At 68.0% G+C, this 17,861-nt stretch carries 17 protein-coding genes; 5 read left to right on the top strand and 12 right to left on the bottom strand.

What is annotated here, in order from left to right; translation table 11 throughout:
- Positions 1–8 precede the first annotated feature (8 nt).
- From ACZ7GZ_RS37230 to ACZ7GZ_RS37220, 3 genes are all read right to left on the bottom strand, one after another.
- The gene (locus ACZ7GZ_RS37230; protein ID WP_471031387.1) at positions 9–1,784 is read right to left on the bottom strand and encodes an alpha-amylase family glycosyl hydrolase; all 1,776 of its coding nucleotides are present in this window, start codon (positions 1,782–1,784) and stop codon (positions 9–11) included.
- A gap of 20 nt (positions 1,785–1,804) precedes the next feature.
- Entirely contained in the window at positions 1,805–2,677 is an 873-nt protein-coding gene (locus ACZ7GZ_RS37225) for a hypothetical protein (RefSeq protein ID WP_471031384.1), read from the bottom strand.
- A 364-nt stretch (positions 2,678–3,041) separates the two neighbouring features.
- Positions 3,042–3,377, bottom strand: a complete 336-nt coding sequence (locus ACZ7GZ_RS37220; RefSeq protein ID WP_471031417.1) for a peptidoglycan-binding domain-containing protein — start codon at positions 3,375–3,377, stop codon at positions 3,042–3,044.
- A 1,207-nt stretch (positions 3,378–4,584) separates the two neighbouring features.
- On the opposite strand from ACZ7GZ_RS37220, the gene ACZ7GZ_RS37215 reads away from it, so the two are divergent.
- Positions 4,585–5,697, top strand: a complete 1,113-nt coding sequence (locus ACZ7GZ_RS37215; protein WP_471031381.1) for a catalase family protein — start codon at positions 4,585–4,587, stop codon at positions 5,695–5,697.
- A gap of 379 nt (positions 5,698–6,076) precedes the next feature.
- On the opposite strand, the gene ACZ7GZ_RS37210 is transcribed toward ACZ7GZ_RS37215, so the two are convergent.
- Genes ACZ7GZ_RS37210 through ACZ7GZ_RS37200 form a run of 3 tightly spaced genes read right to left on the bottom strand, consistent with a single transcriptional unit; the run spans position 6,077 to position 8,195 of the window.
- Positions 6,077–7,495: an aldehyde dehydrogenase family protein gene (locus ACZ7GZ_RS37210; RefSeq protein WP_471031379.1), complete on the bottom strand. Its 1,419-nt coding sequence runs from the start codon at positions 7,493–7,495 to the stop codon at positions 6,077–6,079.
- Positions 7,492–7,956 carry a MarR family winged helix-turn-helix transcriptional regulator gene (locus ACZ7GZ_RS37205; RefSeq protein WP_471031377.1) on the bottom strand — a complete coding sequence of 155 codons (465 nt, stop codon included), beginning with the start codon at positions 7,954–7,956 and terminating at the stop codon, positions 7,492–7,494. Before ACZ7GZ_RS37205 ends, ACZ7GZ_RS37210 begins: the two co-directional genes overlap by 4 nt.
- Before the next feature lie 11 nt (positions 7,957–7,967).
- Entirely contained in the window at positions 7,968–8,195 is a 228-nt protein-coding gene (locus ACZ7GZ_RS37200; RefSeq protein WP_471031374.1) for a hexameric tyrosine-coordinated heme protein, read from the bottom strand.
- A 175-nt stretch (positions 8,196–8,370) separates the two neighbouring features.
- On the opposite strand from ACZ7GZ_RS37200, the gene ACZ7GZ_RS37195 reads away from it, so the two are divergent.
- From ACZ7GZ_RS37195 to ACZ7GZ_RS37180, 4 genes are read left to right on the top strand one after another with little or no spacing between them, the layout of a single operon-like run.
- On the top strand, positions 8,371–9,027 hold the full coding sequence (locus tag ACZ7GZ_RS37195; protein WP_471031373.1) for a response regulator transcription factor: 657 nt from the start codon (positions 8,371–8,373) through the stop codon (positions 9,025–9,027).
- A complete protein-coding gene (locus ACZ7GZ_RS37190) occupies positions 9,024–10,196 on the top strand; it encodes a sensor histidine kinase (protein ID WP_471031372.1) in 1,173 nt (390 codons plus the stop codon). Before ACZ7GZ_RS37195 ends, ACZ7GZ_RS37190 begins: the two co-directional genes overlap by 4 nt.
- A gap of 48 nt (positions 10,197–10,244) precedes the next feature.
- Positions 10,245–10,973 carry a DUF3152 domain-containing protein gene (locus ACZ7GZ_RS37185; protein WP_471031369.1) on the top strand — a complete coding sequence of 243 codons (729 nt, stop codon included), beginning with the start codon at positions 10,245–10,247 and terminating at the stop codon, positions 10,971–10,973.
- A gap of 55 nt (positions 10,974–11,028) precedes the next feature.
- On the top strand, positions 11,029–11,595 hold the full coding sequence (locus ACZ7GZ_RS37180) for a VanZ family protein (RefSeq protein WP_471031367.1): 567 nt from the start codon (positions 11,029–11,031) through the stop codon (positions 11,593–11,595).
- A 30-nt stretch (positions 11,596–11,625) separates the two neighbouring features.
- Here ACZ7GZ_RS37180 and ACZ7GZ_RS37175 read toward each other — a convergent pair whose 3' ends face one another.
- From ACZ7GZ_RS37175 to ACZ7GZ_RS37150, 6 genes are all read right to left on the bottom strand, one after another.
- Positions 11,626–11,958 (bottom strand): putative quinol monooxygenase, encoded by a 333-nt coding sequence (locus ACZ7GZ_RS37175; protein ID WP_471031366.1) that lies wholly within the window; start codon positions 11,956–11,958, stop codon positions 11,626–11,628.
- A 232-nt stretch (positions 11,959–12,190) separates the two neighbouring features.
- On the bottom strand, positions 12,191–13,270 hold the full coding sequence (locus ACZ7GZ_RS37170; RefSeq protein WP_471031363.1) for an ABC transporter ATP-binding protein: 1,080 nt from the start codon (positions 13,268–13,270) through the stop codon (positions 12,191–12,193).
- Between the two features lies 1 nt (position 13,271).
- On the bottom strand, positions 13,272–14,360 hold the full coding sequence (locus tag ACZ7GZ_RS37165) for an ABC transporter ATP-binding protein (RefSeq protein ID WP_471031362.1): 1,089 nt from the start codon (positions 14,358–14,360) through the stop codon (positions 13,272–13,274).
- Positions 14,357–15,202: a carbohydrate ABC transporter permease gene (locus ACZ7GZ_RS37160; RefSeq protein ID WP_471031359.1), complete on the bottom strand. Its 846-nt coding sequence runs from the start codon at positions 15,200–15,202 to the stop codon at positions 14,357–14,359. The genes ACZ7GZ_RS37165 and ACZ7GZ_RS37160 overlap by 4 nt, the downstream gene beginning before the upstream one ends.
- Entirely contained in the window at positions 15,199–16,077 is an 879-nt protein-coding gene (locus ACZ7GZ_RS37155) for a carbohydrate ABC transporter permease (RefSeq protein ID WP_471031357.1), read from the bottom strand. Before ACZ7GZ_RS37155 ends, ACZ7GZ_RS37160 begins: the two co-directional genes overlap by 4 nt.
- Before the next feature lie 81 nt (positions 16,078–16,158).
- Complete coding sequence (locus ACZ7GZ_RS37150; RefSeq protein ID WP_471031354.1) at positions 16,159–17,760, bottom strand: ABC transporter substrate-binding protein; 1,602 nt, start codon at positions 17,758–17,760, stop codon at positions 16,159–16,161.
- Between the last annotated feature and the right edge of the window lie 101 nt (positions 17,761–17,861).

Genomic DNA, 17,861 nt, shown 5'->3' with positions numbered 1-17,861 from the left:
CTGCTTCCTCAGGCATCCTGCGACAGGGTGACGGCGCTGTAGGGGCCGACGCCGATTACGCCCGACCATGGCTGCCCGTCCTGCGCGATTCCCTCTGCACGGGTGTCGAGGCTGGGTGAGTTGTCGAACTCCGGGTCGTAGCCTGCCCAGTCGCTGTTGAACCGGACGTGCCAGTTTCCTGCACGTGGTAGCCCGATGCGATAGCCGTTGTAGCGGCGGTTGCCGAAGTTGAGGACGACGATGGTGCTGTCGCGTGGGCCGCCCCGCGCGTATCGGTGGAAGGCGATGACCTTGTCGGCGTCGTTGCAGTGGTACACGTCGACTTGGCTGCCTCGCAGGCCGGCGGTGGTGCGGTCGCGGTTGCGCCGGAGTGCGATGAGGTCCGTGTAGAGCTGGACGATGCCGCGGTGGCACCCGCGTTTGTCCCGGTCGAGCGGGGTGCGGTCGTCGAATGTCCGGTCTTCCAGGAACTCCTGTCCTTGGAAGAGCATCGGTATCCCGGGTGCAGTCAGCAATGTCGCGGCGCCGAGTGTGGTGCGCTTCTTGGCGTACCAACTCTGGGCGTTTCCCGGCCAGATCGCCTCGGGCAGGCGTCCATGGGCCTCGGCCGCGGTGTCGTGGGACTCGGTGTAGATGACCCGAGCCAGCGCGTTGCCGCCGAGCCGGTGCTCGATCGCGGTGCGCACTTGGGCCATGCTGCGTTCGCCGTCCTGCGCGGCGGTGAGTGCCGAGCGGAGCACGTGGGCGAACCCGGCGTCCCACTGGGAGTCGAAGCCGGCACCCGTCGGGGTGGCGGTAGTGACGGCGGGATCGTCCTGGAGGTCCTCCGCGATGCTGATCTTCCATGGCTGGCGGGCGTCGATCTCGTCGTTGACCCACCGCATCAGAGTCCACCCGTCGGGAATCTCGGCAGGGTCGTCGTCGCCGTCGACGTTTCGGATGCGCGCGGTGGCGTCCCAGCGCAGGCCATCCATGCGGTACTCCTCTAGCCAGAACAGCGCGCTTTCGCACAGATACCGGCGGACTTCGACTCGGCCGTAGTCGGGGCGCGGACCCCAGCCTGACTCGCGGCGCCGGTCGTTGTAGAAGTAGATGCCGTCGCCGTCGTTCTCGTACCAGCCGTCGAAGCGACGCAGCCCGTCGTCGAGGTCGTCCGGCCCGAGGTGGTTGTAGACGACATCGACCAGCACGGCCAAGCCGTGCGCGTGGGCCGCCCTGACCAGGGCCTTCAGCTCACTTGGGGAGCCGTAGTCGGCCGAAACCGCAAACGTGGACACCGGGTTGTAGCCCCAGGAGGACTCGCCGGCATACTCGGTGACCGGCATCAGCTCGATCGCTGTCACCCCGAGCTCTGCCAACTCGTCCAGTCGCTCGACCACGTTGCACAGCCGCCCGGGCGCCCGTCCGGAGCCGCGGCCAAAGGTGCCGACGTGCAGCTCGTAGATGACGAGCTCGTCCCAGCCCGGGCAGTGCCAGGGGTCTGCGCCCCAGTCGAAGTGCGAGAACTCCGTGGTATCGATCACGGCGTTGCCGGCTGAGCTGGTTAGCCTGCGCGCGTACGGGTCGATCTTCCACTTCGCGGCGCCTTGGGCGGGGGTGACGAGGTACTTGTACTCGTCGCCCGGCCGAGCTACCGCCAGCTGTATGGCCCAGTAGCCGCCGCTCTCGGCGGTCATCGGATGCACCATGGCCCAGCCGTCGAACGATCCGGCGATGCCCACAGCCTCGGCGTTCGGAGCCCAAACCCGGAACGCGGTGCCGTGCGAGAGGGCGGTGGCACCCATGGTGGGGAGTGGGTCGCCACTCATGGGGAGGCACTCAGCTGCTCAGGGGGCTTCAAGCGCTCCGGGGGTCTGCCTCGCAGATCCTCCCAGGACGGCTCGCTCATCAAGCCCTCCTGGGCGGCGAAGTCCACGATCTCCGGCCAGTCCTTAGCCGGCCCGTAGCGCTTCCCGCCGATCCGCACCTCGCCTGCGGATGTGACATATATCTTTGGAACCCAGCTTGCGTAGAGCTCTAGGTACTTCCTGCCCATAGCTGTGATTTGCACGTAAGTTTTGAGGTGGAACCATCGGTCCTCCTTACGTTCCTTGTGTTCGAACTTCTCCTTCATTTCTATTAGTCCCGTGGAACCGTCGACCGGTTTCAAATACCCGAGTGCTCGAAGGCGGTCCAGTTCCCGGTACATCGAATCCTGGTACTCTACGGCATCGCTCCTTTCCTCTCCGGCCAGCTTCTCCAGGTGGCTTCGCTCATGGCAGGTGAGCAGGCTGAGAACGGCCAACTGAAGTGACTGGACTCTGGTTTCGAGCTCCTTGAGTCGCCATTTTGCCTTGAAGGGGCCGAATGAGAGTTCCTCCAGGGCGCCTGGGCTCGCCAGTACAAGGAAAGCCAGGACCAGTGCACCGAAAACCGCGATGACCGAGGCAACCAGCTTCTGAGTGTGTTCTATCGCGCTGGCATAGAAGATGTCCACGAGCATCGCAAACAGCAGGAGCGCGAACACGATCGTCAAGCCGCGAAGCACCCTGACAGGCGTAAGAGTGAGACGCAGATCCTTCCATAGCCCGGGCAGCTTTTTCTGTAGCTCGGACAGCCCACGCTGTGGGTTGGGATTTTCCGCGACCGGGGCTTCGTTTCCGGGGATTCCGACAGTTCTTCCGACGGAAAAATGCATGCGACACATCGTCGAAATCGCCTCCCCTCACTGCCGGGTCGGCGAATACCAAGGCCGGCAGAAGGATCTTCCAAGATCCAGTATCCCACCTCGGGCCTCCAGCGACTACAGAGAAGCGCACCATCCACCGGCAGCACGGCGGCGACAGTTTCGTCGCCGGCCGGTCGATCTCCGTTCTCCCTCAGTCACCGAGCAGCAACAGAGCGTCACCTCCCAGAGAATCGGCTGCAGGTCGTAGCTCTGATATGAGTTGTCGTACCACGCGATGGTGGTGCAGCCCAGCTGCCGTGACGCCCGCGTACCAGCCGTCCTGCCGCGATCGGCGCCGCCGTTGGTTCCTGGACCCCCGGCCTTCTGCCCCTGGTCATTTGGTCCGCAGCATGAGGGCGAAGCGTGTGTTGTCGCCGTAGACCCCGCTCTCATCGCCGCGGACCCCGTAGCGCTTCTGAAAGAGAGCCACGGCCGCTCCGACCTCCGCGTCGTAGCGGCCGTCGATCGCGCCGCCGTCGTAGATGTCCGGTATCTGTCGGAGACGTACCTGCAACTCGTAGACCCCGTGGCCACTGTCGCCTTGGCGCAGGAGGCCCGTGCCCGGTATTTCGGGGAGCGGTGGGTCCGGTGTGCTGGGTTGCGGGCGGTCTGTCTGCCCTGGAGCCTCGGGAGGGGGGTCCTTCGGTGCGGGACTCAGGGGGGCTTCCATGTGCCCGGGGAGCGAAGAGGAGGTCGCAGGCTCGGCGTTGCGGTCGGTCAGCAGCCAAGCGGCGAGGATCAACCCGCTCGCCGCTCCCAGCCCCAGGACTCCGGAGACCCGCAGGTCCCTGCGGCTCGTGAAGCGCCGCCGTCTGCCACGGGTCCTGCCCGGCCGGGGACTCCTGCTCCGTCCGCTTTCTGGCCAAGGAGCCGGAGCGGCGAAATCCACGGTCGGTGCGACAGCCTCCGGGCCCGGATCCACGGTCGGTGCGACAGCCTCCGGGCCCGGTCCACCGGCCGACGGCGGCTTTCCCAGCGACGGGGACGGGACGGCCTGCAGCCCTCGGGGCGACGCCGGTGGCTCCGGCACGGCAGCGTGCGGGGTGTCGGCCTGGTGCAGCCCGCCAGTCCGCAGCGATTCCGCGGCGATTGACCGGTGGAGCTCGGGACGCTCTGGTTGCGTGACCGACGGCACACGTCTGACCGGAAGCGCCCGGCCGGATGTGGAGGAAGCCGGAGCCGAGGACGGGGACGGGGTCGGCTGGGGAAAGCGGGCATCCCCGGCCGGGTGACCGTGCCGGCTCTCGGGCTGAGGCGGGCTCTCGACGCGTTTCAGCTGCTCGTCGCGCAGGAGGTCGGCGCGTGCGGCATCCAAAGCGTCCAGCACGGCTTGGAAGGAGTCCCTGATCTCTCGCGCGATGTCAGGGTCCGAGGCGGGAGTCCGCTCAGGGTTGGCGTCGTCGCTGCGCACCGGGTCCTCCTCAGCTTGTCTTGTTCCTGACGGGCCAAGGGCGCCCCGGTGGCGGGTCTCCCTTCTTCTCTCTGGGAAGGCAATACGTACGCCGCGCGGCTTTGTCCTCATCCGGCGCCGGTATGTAACCCATGCCTCAGCCAAAGCCCGGCCGGTGATCCTCGCCCTACGGGCGCTCGGCCCCTCACATTCCCGGGAACATGCCCTCGGTGCGGCCATCACCGCACTGGAACCGCCTCAGACGCTGCACCCACCTGCTCCCCATTGATCTGGCTCTCGCGGCCGGTGAGATGCCGGTAGATCACAGGCTGCGGCCTGGACGTGCCACCGGCGTGCGCAAGCGCCGCGGTGCCCGGCACCGGGTGGGCTGCCGCGAGCACGTGTGATAGCCCACAGTTACGTTGTGCACAATCAAATTGCGTACTAGCGTCTGTGGGTACTGGCACCACGACAGGGAGGCGGCACCATGAAGCCCGTCCGCTACGAGGAATACCGTCCCATCGAACGCCCGTCCTACGAGGAGGAGATCGAGGCAGTTGTCGCCCAGGTGGCACGTCGTACTCGCGTCTCCGTCGAGCGCGAAACCGTCGGCCGAGCTGTCCGCACTGCCCACGCTAAGACCTACGGCCTCCTCAAGGCCACGGTCACGGTCGGTGACAACCCTGACTTCTACGGGCAGGGGATCTTCGCCCGGCCGACCACGTACGACGCCGTCGTGCGCTACTCGAACGGCTTGGGCCACCACCGCCCCGACCACCAGCTGGGCGCGGCGTGCGGAATGGGCATCAAGCTGTTCGGGATTGCCGGCCCCTCACTACTGGACGACGAACGAGACAGCGGCACCTTCGACCTCAACCTGATCAACAACGAGGTCTTCTTCGCGAACACCGCCTACGACTACATGGTGATCGAGGACTTGTTCGCCGAACTGCCCGAGGCCCTGGTGGACCCAGCCCGCCGCAAGACCTGGATGGCGGAGTTCCTGACCCGCCGACAGACGCTCACCGATCCCGACAGCTGGCTGTGGGACGAACTGCTCGCCATGCTGTCGTTCACTGCCGTTCCGCGCAGGAACCTGCTGTCGTACACCTACAACAGCATGGGCGCCTTCCGGTACGGCGACCACATCGCCAAGATCCGTACCGTGCCGACGGCTGCGTCCCTGGGCTCCCTCACGCACCCGATCGTGGATGTGCGCGCGGACAACGAGGCATTCCGCCGCACCCTGGTGGCCGAGGCCGCGGAGCGAGACCACTCCTTCGAGCTCCAGGTCCAGCTCAACACCGACCTGGCCCGGATGCCGGTGGACAACACGTCCGTCAAGTGGCCCGAGGACCTGTCCCCCTGGGTGACGGTGGCCCGGGTGGATCTCCCGCGCCAGGACATCGGCGGGGACGACAACCTGGCGGCCGCCGACGCCACGTCGATCACGCCGTGGCGATCACGCGAGGAACACCGGCCCATCGGCGAGATCCAGCGGGTGCGGCAGGAGGTGTACCGGCGCTCGTCCATCGAACGGCACCGCATCAACGGACAAGAACGGCGCGAACCGGTCGGCAGCGCCGAGCTGCTGGGCTGAGCTGTTCGCCGCCCCGCCGGGGCAGCCGCCGTCGGGCTGCAGGAGCATCCTGTCCACCACGACGTGCTGCGGACCCTCAAGTCGTACGGCGGGGCCTGATCGGGAAGATCCCGGTTTCGAACAGATCGCCGCCCGCGGACGTACCGGGTCGGGAGCCGCAGGGCGGCACTGCCTCGCGGACCCGGTTGCCGGCGCCTGCTGGGCCTGCGACTGTTCGCCCCCGGTTCGCCGGCCGCGTTGTCGCACCGTGCGGGTGGCGACTGCCTCAGCGGATCGGCTGCTGCCGTGACGATCGCGTTCACGGTCTGCTCTGTCCGGCCGTTGCCCGCAGCTCCGCGATCCCCGGAGCTGCGGGCCCGATTCGCCGTCGGATCCACGTTCAGGCGTGGATGGCCTTGGTCTGCAGAAACTCCTCCAGTCCGTAGCGGCCGAGTTCGCGGCCGTTGCCGGACTGCTTGCAGCCGCCGAACGGAGCGAGCAGGTCGATCTGCGTGCCGTTGATCTGGATCTGGCCGGCGTGGATCCCGCGGGCGATCGCTGCGGCTCTTTCGGGGTCGGCGGACCAGACGGCTCCGGAGAGCCCGTAGATGGAGTCGTTGGCGATGCGTACGGCGTCCTCCTCGTCGGTGTAGGGAAGGATGCAGAGCACGGGGCCGAAGATCTCCTGACGGGCGATGGACATGTCCGGCCGGACGTCGGCGAAGACGGTCGGCTGCACGTAGTAGCCCGTGTCGAGTCCGGCGGGAGCTTCCGGGCCGCCGGTCACCAGGCGGGCTCCGTCGGACAGTCCCTCGGCCATGTAGCTTCGTACGCGCTGCCGCTGCTCGTGGGAGATCAGCGGTCCCATCGTGGTCTGCTCGGACAGCGGATCGCCCACGACGCAGTTGTCGGCGGCCTTGGCTGCCAGGTCGACGGCTTCGTCGTACTGGCTGGTGTGCACCAGGAGGCGGGTCCATGCGGTGCAGGTCTGACCCGAGTTGGCGAACGCGCTCGCCACGGTGGCCGTGACCGCCTGGGGGAGGTCCGCGTCCGGCAGGACGATGCTGGGTGACTTGCCGCCGAGTTCGGAGACGACCCGCTTGACCGTGCCGGAGGCCAGCTCCGCCACCCGGCGCCCGGTGCGGGTGGAGCCGGTGAAGGAGATGACGTCCACGTCCGGGTGTGTCACCAGGGCCTCGCCGGCGCCGCGTCCCGACCCGGGTACGAGGTTGAACACTCCACGCGGCAGTCCTGCGTCGACCAGCGCCTCGGCGAGCAGGTACGCCGACAGCGGTGCGGCCTCGGCCGGTTTGAGCACGACGGTGCATCCGGCTGCCAGCGCTGGAACGACTTTCGCAACGGCCTGGAACAGCGGGTAGTTCCACGGCGTGAGGGCGCCGACGACGCCGAGCGGCTCCTTGATCACCTGGCTGCCGCCCAGGCGTTCGGCGAAGTCGAACTCGGGCAGCAGCTCGAGGTAGGACGTCACCAGGGCCAGCGGTGCACCCGCCTGGACGGTGCGGGCGAAGGAGATCGGGGCCCCCACCTCGGCCACGATCGTGTGCGCCAGCTCCTCGTGCCGCGCGGTCAGCGCATCCCGCAGCCGGGACAGGTACCCGAGGCGTTCCGTCACGGGGGTACGCGACCACATGTCGAACCCACGGCGTGCCGCGCGCACGGCCTCGGCCACGTCACCGGCCGACGCCAGGGGAACGGTGCCCATGACCTCCTGGGTGGCGGGATTCTCCACCTCCAGGACCGTCTTCTGCCGCGGTGTCCGCCAGCGGCCGTCCACGTAGATGGCCTGATAGTCCTTCACTGCTCCACCTTCGTTTCCAGGACGGCGGCAGGCGCGTCGTCGGCGAGCGTGCGGCGGATCTGTTCGCACATCGCGCGCAACTGCCGTTCTTCTTCGGCGGACAGACCCACCTGACACAGCATCGTCTCGGGGATGTTCCGTGCCTCGTGCTGCAGTTGCCGCCCCGCTTCGGTGACGGTGAGCACCAGCCGCCGCTCGTCGTGGGCTGCCCTGACACGGCTGACCAGACCCTTGGCCTCCAGCCGCTTGACCACCGGGGTCAGCGTCGGCGGATCGAGATGCGTGCGCTCGGCGAGGGTGCGCAGATCCACTCCGTCGTCCTCCCACAGCGACATCATCGCGATGTACTGCGTATAGGTGAGCCCCAGGGGATCGAGCAGGGGGCGATATGCCCGTGTGATGGCGTTGACCACGCTGTACAGGGTGAAGCAGGGCTGCTCGGACAGCCGGTGGGCCTTCATGCCGGGCTCCATCAGCGCCAGTACCCGTTGGCTGCCGCGATGGTGGCGAACTCGGTGGCGACGACCTGCGCCACGGCGATCAGGCTGTCCGCGTTCTCCGCGTACACCGGGCGCAGCCGCTGGCGTACGTCGCCGTCGGGCTGTGTGGCCTTCACCGACAACCGGGCCAGCTTGACGGCGAGGGCACGGCCCTCCTCGGGAGTGGCGGTGATCAGGCTGTTTCCAGGCACGAGTTCCACGGGGACCTCCGAGGGTGAAGAGTTAGTGCGCTAATTATTTGCGCGCTAATTATTTCGTGTCAAGCGCGCGAGTGAACGCGTGTTCCCTCCGCGCCGTCTCCTGTGTACGGGTACGGGTGCTCGCCCGCCGCGAGCACCCGGAGCACGACGGCGGGGGACGAGGGGTGAGGACGGCATGCGGGTTCTGGTCGTGGAGGACGAGGAGATGCTTGCCGACGCGATTGCCCGGGGACTGCGGCAGGAGACGTTCGCGGTGGACGTCGTACACGACGGGGAGGCGGCCCTGGAACGCCTGGCCGTCAACGCGTACGACGTGCTGGTGCTCGACCGTGACCTGCCCAGGCTGCACGGTGACGAGGTGTGCCGGCGCACCGTCGCCTCCGGCACCGACGTGCGGATCCTGATGCTGACCGTGTCGACGACCGTCGCCGAGAAGGTCGCCGGGCTCAGCATCGGTGCCGACGACTACCTCGCCAAGCCCTTCGCCTTCGCCGAACTGGTCGCTCGCATCCGTGCACTGGGCCGCCGCGCGCGGCCCCCGCAGCCGCCGGTACTGGAGCGCTCGGGCATCCGGCTCGATCCCCATCTGCGTGAGACGTACCGCGACGGCCGCCACGTCGCCCTGTCGCGAAAGGAGTTCGCGGTGCTGGAGGAGCTGCTCCGCGCGGCCGGTGCTCCGGTCTCGGCGGAGACGCTGCTGGAACGCGTCTGGGACGAGAACATCGACCCGTTCACCACGATCGTCCGCGTCACCATACGAGGGCTGCGCCGCAAACTGGGCGAACCGCAGGTCGTGGAGACCGTCACCGGTGTGGGATACCGCGTCCGATGAGCGCACAGAGTCCGCGGACGGACCCCGCCGCACGACCCGGCTCCTCTTGGCGCGGGAGTCTGCGGCTGCGCCTGACCGCGGTGTTCGGCCTGCTGTTCTTCGTCGCCGCAGCGGCCGTCCTCGCGGGGGCCGTCATCCTGGTGCGCAACAGCATGCAGTACAGCCTGGACCTCGTCTTCTCGCCCGACCACGCATCCGACAGTGACGCAGGCACCAAGAGCATCATCATGGACTCGATGCGCAGGAACCTGCTGACCAAGGGCGGTCTGACCGTCCTGGTGGTGGGTGTGCTCGCCACGACGGCCGGCTGGCTCGTGTCCGGACGGCTGCTGCGCCCCCTGCACCAGATCACGTCCACCGCCGAGCGCATCGCCGGGCGGACCCTCCACCGGCGCATCGCCCTCGACATTCCTCCGGGCGAGGTGAAGCGGCTGGCCGACGCCTTCGACCAGATGCTCGACCGGCTCGACAGTGCCTTCGCGGGCCAGGAACGCTTCATCGCCAACGCGGCTCACGAGCTGAAGACTCCACTGGTCATCAACCGTACCTTGGTCGAGGTGGCGATGAACCAGCGCGACGTGCCGCCCGAAGTCCAGCAGCTGGGTGCCCATCTCCTCGCCGTCAACGCCCGTCACGAGCGCCTCATCGATGCCCTGCTCACCCTCGCCCGTGCCGAGGATGCGCTGACCGACCGCGTTCCGCTGGACCTGGCGGACATCTGCGCGGCCGTCATCGAGGCGGCCGGACCGGAGGCGGCACAGGGGGAGGTGCGCATGGCACAGCGGCTCGCTCCCGCGCCCACCGTCGGCGACCCGATCCTGCTGGAGCAACTCATCCGCAACCTGGTGGAGAACGCGATGCGCCACAACCGGCGCGGCGGCCACCTTGAGGTCACCACGCGGCACGGCGCGCGGGGATCGCAGGTCGAGGTGACCAACACCGGGGCGGTGATCTCCGCGCATGAGATCCCCGTGCTCTTCGAGCCCTTCCGCCGCCTCACCGACCGGATCGGATCGGCGCGCGGCAGCGGCCTGGGCCTGTCCATCGTACGGGCCGTGGCCCAGGCCCATGGCGGCGATGCGGCCGCCGCGCCGCGCCCCGGGGGAGGGCTGACCGTGTGCGTGACACTGCCGGCCCGAGCAGGCAGCACCGGGACGAGGCGGCCGTGAGAGCCGACGCTCACGCCCGGTTCACGCCCGGGTCGGTGCAATGGCCGTATGAGGCACCGCCGTTCAACCAAAGAACATCCGTGGCGTACCGCCGTCCTGCCCGTCGTCGTGCTGGGAGCGCTCCTCGCCTGCCTGTACGCCGTGGCCGGGAATGACGACGGCCGAGGGCAGGCCGCCGCGTCGCCCGGCAGCACCGTCGCCCCGGCCGGGGAGGTCCCGCGAGACGGCAGGGGCACGTTCACCCGGGCCACCGGCAGCTCGGCCGTGTCCGGCGACGGCAAGCCGCTGCGTTACATCGTGGACGTCGAGGACGGCACCGGCCACGATCCGCAGGCGTTCGCCGGGGAGGTCGACCGCAGCCTGGCGGACCCGCGTGGCTGGACCGCGAGCGGCACCGCGTTCCAACGCGTAGACCGGCCGCCGTACGACTTCGCGGTGCACCTGGCCTCTCCCGCCACGACGGACCGGCTCTGCGCCCGCTTCGGCCTGGACACCGGCGGCGAGGTCAACTGCCAGGGCGGTACCGATGTCGTGGTCAACCTCAAGCGCTGGCTGCTGCTCAGCCCCTTCTACCGGGGCCGGTCCGCCACCTATCACGCGCTGATCGTCAACCACGAAGTCGGCCATCGCCTCGGCCGCGGCCACCAGCGCTGTCCCGGCCCGGGTCACCCGGCTCCCGTGATGATGCAGCAGATCAAGGGACTGCACGGCTGCACGCCCAACGCCTGGCCGTTCGACCGCGCAGGCCGTCCTGTCGAAGGCCCCGCCGCCCCCTGAGCCGTGACGCCGACCCGCACCGGCTCCCACCGCTGTCGACCCGAAGGGACCTTCCGTGATCGAAGCAGTTCTGCATGCCACCCCGCTGTTCTGGCCCGGGACGCTGCTCTCCGTCCTGGTCGCACTGCTGTGCCGCCACCGGCTCGGCCATCGGCTCGGCGTCGCCCCGTTCACCGCTTTCCTCCTGGTGCTCTCACTCGGCGGCATCGTCACGCTCACCCTGCTTCCGAACCTCGACGTCCACTACATGGACAACCTTCGCTACGCCGATCCGGCCTGGCAGACGAGCTGGCACGTGCCCCGACCTGCCGAACTGGCCACCGTCAACCAGCAGAGCCTGAATGTCGCGCTGTTCGTCCCGCTGGGGGTGTCCATCGCCCAGATCCGGCCGAGAACACGTGCCATGCTTGTGGCAGCGGCCGCCGCCGCGCTGCCGTTCGGTATCGAGGCCGTTCAGTACGCCGTGCCGTGGCTGCTGCGCGCCGCCGACGCCCAGGACATCGCCGGTAATCTGCTCGGCCTTGCGCTGGGAATGACCGCACTCGCCCTGCCGTGCCCCCGCACCCGCAGCGGACGGAGCGGGGAGCCGCAGCGGTCGTACCGTGAGCGCACTGCTCGCTGACGCCCGGTGAGGATGCGTCCGTACAGGGCGCTACTCCTGTCCGGGGACCGCCATCTCCCCGAGGAGCGACCAGTCGTCCTGCGGAACGGTCGCGTTGACGATGCGCGGCGTCTCGGCCAGATGGGGCGGCAGCGTCTGCTGCGCAGCCTTGAAGTGCGCGGACTGCACGTGCGCGGCCCCGGCCTCGTCGTCGCGGAAGGCCTCGACCAGGACGTACTCCGTCGGGTCTTCCATGCTGCGCGACCAGTCGAACCACAGGCAGCCGGGCTCGGCGCGAGTGGCCCGGGTGAAGTCGGCGGCGATCTCGGGCCAGCGGTCGGCGTGCTCGGGACGGACCCGGAACTTGGCGGTAATGAAGATCATGGGATTCCTTCGCTGATGTCTGTGCGTCCTGCATCAAACAGGCGTTGCGTACGGCGGATCGTACGATCTCGATGGGCCGTCGTCGGCTCGCCGACCCACGACAGCAGACGCGTCGCGGCACTCCGCCGTACGGCCGCGGCGCCCCAGGCGCCCCAGGCGCCGCGGGGTGCCGCCTCATGGGTGGCCCGCCGTGGTGGGGCGGGCCGGGGGCGGGGGGGGCATACGACGGTCGTTACGGACGGAGTACCAACTGGCCGTCCGCGTACGGAAGGACCTTGGCGCGCGGCAGGTGCACGAACACCTCCTCGCCGACCGGAACTCCTTCCTCCCGTGGCGTCTTGGTCCTGACGAGCTGCCCGGCGACCTCGACCTCGAGCACGCGCTGCGCGCCGTGGTCGCTGACGCCCCGCAGCCGGCCGGAGAAGGTGTTGGGGCCGGGCTCCGGGACGACCTTGACGTATTCGGGCCGGACGCCGACCTGGATCTCGGTCGTGCTCTGGGGGATGTCCCAGGCAACGGACAGCGTCCGGCCGCCCAGCGCGAAGCGCCCGTCGCTGCGGTCCACGGTCAGGAAGTTCATCGCCGGTGAGCCGATGAAGTAGCCGACGTAGGTGGAGGAGGGCGCCTCGAAGAGCTGCTCGGGGGTGCCCTGCTGCACGGCGCGGCCGTCCTTCATGACCAGCACTTCCTGCGCGAAGCTCATCGCCTCGTACTGGTCGTGCGTCACGTAGATCACCGTGGGCCGGAACTGCTCGGTGATCTCACGGATCTTGCGCCGCAGCGAGAACTTCAGCTGCGGGTCGATGACAGTGAGCGGCTCGTCCATCAGTACGGCCGCCACGTCGTCCCGGACCAGGCCGCGGCCGAGCGAGATCAGCTGCTTGTCGTCGGCGGTGAGCCCGCGAGCGGGCTGCCTGAGCCGGTCGTGCAGGTCCAGGGCCTCGGCGACGTGCCGTACCTTGGCGTCGATCCGCGCCTTGTCCCAGCGCCGGCACTGCAGCGGGAAGGCGAGGTTGTCGTAGACCGTCATCGACTTGTAGATGACGGGGAACTGGAAGACCTGGGCGATGTTGCGTGCCTTCGTGGGCCGGGCGGTGACGTCGACGCCGTCGAACAACACCCGTCCCCGGGAGGGCATGACCAGGCCGGAGAGGATGTTCAGCAGCGTCGTCTTGCCGCAGCCGGAGGGTCCGACCAGCGCATAGGTCCTGCCGGACTCGAAGGTCAGGTTCAGCGGCTTGAGGGCCCACCGCTCTTCCTCGGCACCCGGCGCGTACGCGTGTCCTACGTCGACGATGTCCAACTGCGCCATGTCAGCGCCCTTCCACTGAAGCGAGGTCGTATGAAGGTGTCCGCACGAGCGTCCCCTGCTCGTCGAAGGCGAACAGCCGGTCGGGACGGAGCCGCAGCCTGACCAGGTCGCCGAGGGCGACGTCGTGGATGCCCTCGATCTGTACGACGAACGGGGTCTCGCCGACGACCACATGGACGAAGGTCTCGGAGCCGGAGATCTCCACGAAGGTGACCTCGCCCTCGACCCCGCCGGAGGCCAGGCTGACGTCGGTGGCGCGCAGGCCGAACTGGTAGGCACCGTCGGGCAGGTCGGCCAGGTGCGCGGAGACGTGTGTGGCCTGGAAGCCGGCCACGGTGACCTGGCCCCCCTCGAGCCGGCCCGGGAAGATGTTCATGGGCGGGTCGTTGATGATGGACGCCACCGTGGTGGTCGCCGGGCGTTCGAAGACCTCCTGCGGGGTGCCGGTCTGGAGGATCCGCCCCTCGTGCATGACCAGGACCACGTCCCCGAGCATCATGGCCTCGGCGGGTTCGGTGGTCGTGTAGACGACGATCGTGTCGCCGCGGTCCGAGAAGAGGGCCTTGAACTCGTCGCGCAGTTGTTCGCGCAGCTTGTAGTCCAGGTTCGCCAGTGGCTCGTCGAGCAGGAGGATGCCGGTACCGCGGGCCAGGGCGCGAGCCATCGCGACGCGCTGCTGCTGGCCGCCGGAGAGCTGGGAGGGCTTGCGCCTCTCGAAGTCCGCGAGCCCCACGCTCGCCAGGCTCTGCCGGACCCGTCGCTGGATCTCCTCCCGTGACAGCCCGGCCCGCTTCAGCGGGAAGGCCACGTTGTCGAACACGTTGAGATGCGGGTAGTTGATGAACTGCTGGTAGACCATGGCGGTGTCGCGCCGCCACACCGGCGTCCTCAGGAAGTCGGATCCCGCCCGGGTCAGCGAGCCTGAGTCCACCTTCTGCAGCCCGGCCAAGGCCCGCAGGAGCGTCGTCTTCCCGGCCATCGTCCGGCCGATGACGGTGTGGAGCCGTCCCGGCTGGAAAGTGGCGGTCACGTTTCTGAGGTGGTCGACGCCGTCGACGGTCAGGCACAGATCAGTGGCGCTGAGGTTCATCGGACCGCTCCCGACAGGTTCCCCTTGGACAGATAGCGCTCCACCCAGAGGGCGAGCAGGACCAGCGGTGCCACGCCGAAGAGCGCGGCGGCGGACAGCGTCCACCACGGTGGAATGGAGGAGTTGAGGGCGACGACCGCCTGGGGCAGCGTCTGGACCTCGGTGAAGGTCAGCCGGAAGGCGAAGAAGAAGTCGTTCCAGCCGAACACGGCGCAGAACATCGCCGCCACGGTCAGCCCGGGCAGGGAGTTCGGCAGGATCGCCCGTACGAAGGTCTGGAACGGGGGGCAGCCGTCCAGCATGGCCATCTCGTCGATCTCCCGGGGGATGCCGTTGAAGAAGTCCACCATCACCCAGACCGCGATCGGCAGCAGCAGCGCGACCGTCACGATGACCAGGCCCGGGATGCTGTCCAGGAGGCCGCCCCACTGCAGGAGGTAGAAGAAGGGGATCACCAGGACGACGGGCGGCATGATCCGTTGGGAGACGAAGAAGAAGACGATGTCGCTGTTCTTGATGAAGCCCAGCCTGAACCGGTACCGGGACAGCGCGTAGGCGGCCAGGGACCCCAGGGCCAGGCTGATGGCGGAAGCGGCGATGGTGATGATCGCGCTGTTGACGAAGGGATCGATCACATCGATACCGCCGGCTCCGCCGAAGATGTTGCGCCAGCCGGTGAGGGTGGGCTTGTACTGCACCCAGGGGATGTAGGTGGGACCGCCCTGGACGGCGTTGGCGTCCTTGAAGCTGGTCGTCATCGCCCAGAAGAACGGTCCCGCGACGAAGCAGGCCCACAGGGCGATCACGGTGTACTTGAACACGGGATAAAGGCGCGACCTCATGAGTCCCCCTTCAGCTTGAAGGCCCTGGTGAGCAGAGCGGCGACGAGCGTGAGCGTGCCGATCATCAGGACGAGGTAGGTCAGGGACATCGCCCCGCCGTAGCCGGTCTGCTGATCGCGGAGCCCCTGGATGTACAGGTAGTAACCCGGCGTCTCCGTGGAGGACCCCGGCCCGCCGGACGTCAGTACGTAGACGCTGTCGGAGAGCTTCGACGCCTCGATCAGCCGGATGATGATCGCCGCGACCGAGACCGGTGCCATCAGCGGGAACGTCACCTTCCAGAAGGTGCGCCAGGTGCCGGCGCCGTCGATCGCGGCGGCCATGAACGGTTCCTTGGGCAGGCTCAGCAGGCCCGCCAGCAGCAGCAGGAACATGAAGGGAGTCCACTGCCAGACCTCGACGGTCATCAGCGCGACCAGCGCCGGACCGGACTCGGTGAGCCAGGGAATCTTCGTCAGGCCAAGCATCCCCAGCAGATCGTTCACCGGCCCCAGCGACTCATGGAAGATCGTCTGCCAGATGGCGGCCATGACCACGGGCGTGGTCATCATGGGGACGAGAAAGAGCACCCGCCAGAATCTGCGGCCGCGTACGTTGCGCCAGACCAGCAGGGCCATACCGAACCCGATGACGTACTGGATCAGGACCGTGCCGCCCGCCAGCAGGACCAGCCGGGTGATGGAGGCCCAGAACCGGCTGTCGTGCAGCATCGCGGTGTAGTTGGCGCCTCCGATGAAGTTCATCCGAGGGTTGCTGACGTTCCAGCCGGAGAAGCTGACGCGGATGGTGAACAGAAGCGGGAAGATGATGATCAGAAAGAGCGTGAGCAGTCCCGGCAGCAGGAACATGCTCTTGTGCCGGCGCAGGCCGTCCATGGTTCTCCTCGCGGAAGGGAGCGGGCGCCCCCGGGTGGCCGGACCGGAACGGCCGGCCACCCGGGGCGTCCTGCGGTCGGATCAGGAGTTGTCCTCGAGCGCGACCACGTTGCGATAGGCGCTCTGGACCTTGTCCTTGCCGATCTGGTCGGTGATCTTGGACCACTCCCGGGCCACGCCGTCCAGTGCGTGCTGCGGGGACTCCTGGCCCGCCAGTGCCGCGGCGACACCGTTGGCCAGCGCGGACATGTACTGGTTGACACCGGGAACGCGCAGGTCGAAGACGCGGTTGTTGCTCTTCTCCATGCCGGAGAGCGTGCGCACGTATGACTCGGCGACGTCCTTGTCCCAGCCCTGCTTCTCCCAGAACGCCGGGTCGAAGTGGGCGTTGCGGTAGGGGTTGACACCGAATCGGCCGATGGTCAGGTCGAGGGCGGCGTTGGCCTCGTTGCTGAAGAAGCACAGGTAGTCGAAGGCCATCTGCTGGTGGCGCGAGGCCTTGGCCACCGCCGAGGTCCATCCCCACGTGAAGTAGGGCGCCTGATTCGCCTTCCTCTCCCACGACTTCGTGGTCCGGTTGTAGACCTCCGCGGAGCCCGGCAGCGGTGCGGCCTGAACCTTGTTGCGGATCCTGCTGTCCGGCTGCTGGGCCTGGATGAAGGCGTCGTCCCACGAATAGGACATCAGCGTCTGGCCGCCTCCGAAGGAGAAGATCTCGTCTCCCAGACCGAAGTTGGCGCCACCGGGTGCCCAGGTCGACTTGGCCTTGACCATGTCGTCCAGGGCGCGGACGAAGCCCGGCGTGTTGATCAGCGGCTTCATGGTCTTGACGTCGAAGAACACTCCGCCCTTGACGCCCGGGTTCTTCACGTACGGCGCCGCACGGCTGATGAACGCGGAGAAGGTCAGGTCGTCGCGCTTGGTCACTTCGGCACTGCCGTAGTTGGGCTTGCCGTCACCGTCGAGGTCCTTGCCACTGAAGAACTTGGCTATCTGCTGGTACTCGGCCCACGTCTTGGGGATTTCCAGGTCCTTGCCCGTGGCCCGCTTGTACTCCGCCTGCCGCTTGGGGTCCTTCAGCACATCGGTGCGGACCTTGAGGTAGTGCCGGTCACCGTCCACCGGGTACTGCACCACCTTCCCGTTCCAGGTCGCCACGTCCATGTAGGCCTTGGTGACGTCCTTCATGCCGGGGGTGTCCAGGTACGCCTTCGGCACCGGTTGCAGGTACGGGGCCATGTCGCCGATCCACAGGGACGGGTAGAACATGACGTCGTACGCCGGCTGGCCCGCCTGCAGGGGCGTGAGGATCTTCTGGTGCAGTTCGCCGAAGGGGACGTTGACCACCTCGACCTTCCCGCCGGTGATCTCCTCGAACTGCTTGGCGTGCAGCTGGGTCGGCTCGCCGATGACGGGAACGGCGTGGCTGATGATCTTCAGTGTCTGTCCGGAGTAGTCCTTGCGGCTGATCGACTCATAGCTGCAGGGTCCGGGGACGTCCTTGACCTTCGTCGCCGGGTAGTCCTTGCCGTACTTCTGATAGCTGATCTCCGAGCCGGGCTTGAAGAGCGCGGCCTTTTCCTTGGGCTTTTCCTGTGCCTGGCTCTGGGCGGTGCATGCGGTGGCGGTCAGGGCCGCGACGGCCGCGACGGCGACCAGGCCCGTGAACGGTCTGCTGCGCATGGGGCTTCCTTAAGAATGTTGGGCGGTCCGGGAGGACCGGGTGTGGCTGATGGGGTTTCTGCCGTTGATGGCTCCAGGAGAATGGCCGCCCGGTCCTCCGG

Source organism: Streptomyces sp. NPDC037288, assembly GCF_055603265.1.
The sequence above is the reverse complement of the archived record's forward strand: the minus strand, read 5'-3'. Positions and strand labels throughout refer to the sequence as shown.